This is a genomic window from Caulobacter sp., assembly GCF_049283275.1.
Taxonomy (GTDB): Bacteria; Pseudomonadota; Alphaproteobacteria; order Caulobacterales; family Caulobacteraceae; genus Caulobacter.
This window is the reverse complement of sequence record NZ_JBAPVS010000008.1, coordinates 1-2754: the sequence shown is the minus strand read 5'-3', so window position 1 is coordinate 2754 and position 2754 is coordinate 1. Positions and strand designations below refer to the sequence as shown.

Annotated in this window: 2 protein-coding genes and 5 tRNA genes; 6 read left to right on the top strand and 1 reads right to left on the bottom strand. The window is 71.5% G+C overall.

The window, feature by feature from the left end; translation table 11 throughout:
* From WAL33_RS00520 to WAL33_RS00495, 6 genes are all read left to right on the top strand, one after another.
* Positions 1 to 456, top strand: a 456-nt coding sequence (locus WAL33_RS00520; protein WP_422177440.1) for a M48 family metalloprotease, incomplete at its 5' end; no start/stop codon positions are given.
* A 472-nt stretch (positions 457 to 928) separates the two neighbouring features.
* Positions 929 to 1004, top strand: a tRNA-Phe gene (locus WAL33_RS00515).
* A 22-nt stretch (positions 1005 to 1026) separates the two neighbouring features.
* A tRNA-Gly gene (locus tag WAL33_RS00510) sits at positions 1027 to 1102 on the top strand.
* Positions 1103 to 1135: 33 nt separating this feature from the next.
* Positions 1136 to 1209: transfer RNA gene (locus WAL33_RS00505), tRNA-Gln, on the top strand.
* A 31-nt stretch (positions 1210 to 1240) separates the two neighbouring features.
* A tRNA-Cys gene (locus tag WAL33_RS00500) sits at positions 1241 to 1316 on the top strand.
* A gap of 56 nt (positions 1317 to 1372) precedes the next feature.
* A tRNA-Leu gene (locus tag WAL33_RS00495) sits at positions 1373 to 1459 on the top strand.
* 135 nt (positions 1460 to 1594) lie between these two features.
* On the opposite strand, the gene WAL33_RS00490 is transcribed toward WAL33_RS00495, so the two are convergent.
* The gene (locus WAL33_RS00490; protein WP_422177438.1) at positions 1595 to 2368 is read right to left on the bottom strand and encodes a pentapeptide repeat-containing protein; all 774 of its coding nucleotides are present in this window, start codon (positions 2366 to 2368) and stop codon (positions 1595 to 1597) included.
* Between the last annotated feature and the right edge of the window lie 386 nt (positions 2369 to 2754).

The following is a 2754-nucleotide window of genomic DNA, read 5'->3' as shown; positions in this document are numbered from 1 at the left end:
GACGTCTTCCTGCGGTTCACGTTCTGGGGCGGTTTCGGCGGGGGACGGCGGTCATCGAACGACCGGGAGGGCGGCGGAGGTCTCCAGGCGATCATCTTCGTGGTCGCGATCCTGCTGGCGATCCTGGCGCCCTTCTTCGCGCGGCTTGTTCAGCTCGCGGTGAGCCGCCAGCGCGAGTACATGGCGGACGCGTCGTCGGTCGAGCTGACCCGCAACCCGCAGGGCCTGGAGCGGGCCCTCGCCGCGATCTCCGAGGATACCGAGGTGCTCGAGGTCGCCAACCGCGCCACCCAGCACCTCTACTTCACCAACCCGATCAAGAAGTTCGAGCAGCGCTCGAAGGGGCTCTTCTCGACCCACCCGCCGATCGTCGACCGGATCAACCGGCTCCGGGCGCTGAGCGGGGAGCGGCCGCTGGACCCGTCCGCGACGGCCGAGCTCACCGGGCTCGACTGAGGCCGGCAACGGTGGCGGCCGGGCCGCGTGCACCGGGAGCCGGCAGCGCAGTGCACCGGCAGGCAGGGAGTCGGCAGTGCACCGGCAGGCAGGGAGCCGGCAGTGCACCGGGAGCCGGCAGGCAGGGAGCCGGCAGTGCACCGGGTGACCGCACCGACCGCCGGCGGGCCTCCTGGGTGCGATCCTGCGTCACGGGTTGTGCCGGATAGAGACCTGTTGGTCAGGCCGGTCGCGGGGTGCACGGAGGGAGCAAGGTTGGCCGCCCCGGCGGTCGCAGTGGTCATGGGGAGCACAGGCCACGTTCCGGCCATCGCGACAGGGCCCAGCCCAGTGCTGCGTGCGGCGCAACGACGACGCCCGGCTTCGCGCCGCGCCCGCCTTGCCGCCCGCGTCGACCGAGTTTGCCGACGGAGGGCCCCCCGTGGTACCTTCTCGAACGCCGACGGGCGGGGACGTCCGGCGGGGCCTGCGGGCCGAGATAGCTCAGCTGGTAGAGCACGCGACTGAAACTCGCGGTGTCGGCAGTTCAAGTCTGCCTCTCGGCACCATCACCCCGGACGCGGTCATCGAGCGGAAGTGGCTCAGTTGGTAGAGCATCACCTTGCCAAGGTGAGGGTCGCGGGTTCGAGTCCCGTCTTCCGCTCCAATCACCTCCGCACGTGCGCGGCCCCGGTTCCGCTGGCCCTTCGTCTAGCGGTAGGACAGCGGACTTTGGATCCGTGAACCGAGGTTCGAATCCTCGAGGGCCAGCCAGCACCGCCGGTCCCCCTGCCGGCACTCCCGGGGCGACGTACCCAAGTGGTTAAGGGGGAGGTCTGCAAAACCTCTATGCGTGGGTCCGAATCCCACCGTCGCCTCCAGACACACAGTGCGTAACGCCCGCCCGCTCGGCGGGCGTTACGATTCCTCCCGCTGCGCCGAGGTGGCGGAACCGGCAGACGCGGCCGACTTAAAATCGGCTGCCCGCAAGGGCATGTGAGTTCAAATCTCACCCTCGGCACCAGCCAGTCGGCACCGTGGCGGCAGTCCCGCGCACGGTCGTGAGCGCCGCGCCAGGGCACCTCGAGATCGTGATCAGCGGGCGCGCCCTGGGTGTTCCGCTCGTGAGCCGTTTCGATGGCTCCAGCCGGCCCAGGCCTCAGACGAGCCCGACCGCCCCCGTGAGATCGGCGTCCGTCAGGTCGGCGCCCGTGAGGTCGGCGCCCGTGAGATCGGCGTCCCTGAGGCGGGCCAGCTGCAGGTTCGCGCCGACGAGGGTCGCGCGCACCAGCCGCGCCCCGGTCAGGTCGGCTCCCCTGAGGTTCGCTCCCGCAAGGTTCGCTCCCGCAAGGTCGGCCCATCCGAGGTCGGCCTTCGTGAGGCCTGCGCCCTCGAGGCACGCGCCCGTGAGTTGGGCGCCCGTGAGATCGGCGTCCGTCAGGTCGGCGCCCGCGAGGTTGGCGCCCTGCAGATCGACACCCGTGCAATCGGCCCCCGCGAGGCGCGCGCCCGTGAGGTCGCCCTCGCCCAGGCTCGCGAAGCTGAGATCCGCACGGGCGAGGTCGGCCTGCGAGACGCTCGCCTTGGCCAGGGTGGCATTCGTCAGCCTGGCCCGCGTCAGGGTTGCGCCGGTCAGCTTCGCCTCGTCGAGGCTGGCCATGCGGAGATCGGCATGGGACAGATCGGCGTGGGACAGGTCGGCCCGGGCAAGACGGGCTCCGGCGAGGCAGGACAGCCGCAGGTGGGTTCGCGACAGCTCGGCACCCGACAGGTCGGCGTCCGCGCCCACCGCCTCGCGGAGCGCACCGGCCAGAACGGTCGCGGTGGATGAGACGAAGAGGTCGACGCCGGCGACGGACCTGATGACGAGCACGGCGGACACGCTAGCCGGCAACGCCGGCGCGTCATTACGTCTCGTCATCTCGCCGGGCATCGGCCGCTCCTGCATGGACGGCGCCGCCGTTCGATCGCCGCCGTCGGGCTCCCGGCCCCAGGTCGCGCCTCGCCGCCATCGGCGCCGATCGGAGGTCGAGCGGGGGCAATGCCCCGTCCGAGTGGGCCGTGAAGTCGGCCCGATGGGGCACCGGGCGGCGTGCCAGACTTCGCTCGGGCGTGGATCCGGGATCTCCGGCCGCGCCCAGGCAGTCCCCGCACGTGAGAGCAGGACGATGCCCCCCTTGGTGGTCAACGCTGCGACGCTGTCGTGCACTATGGGCCTTGGCCCGCCGGTGCCGCTGACGGTCATCCCGAAAGGCACCCCGGTGACCGCGGGCGGACAGCTGGTGGCGACGATCGCCGACACGCTCCCCATGGCCAACA

Bases quoted from the DNA above. Each gene is read 5' to 3' on its own strand.
- WAL33_RS00490 (WP_422177438.1), bottom strand. From the start codon at position 2,368: ATGCCCGGCGAGATGACGAGACGTAATGACGCGCCGGCGTTGCCGGCT.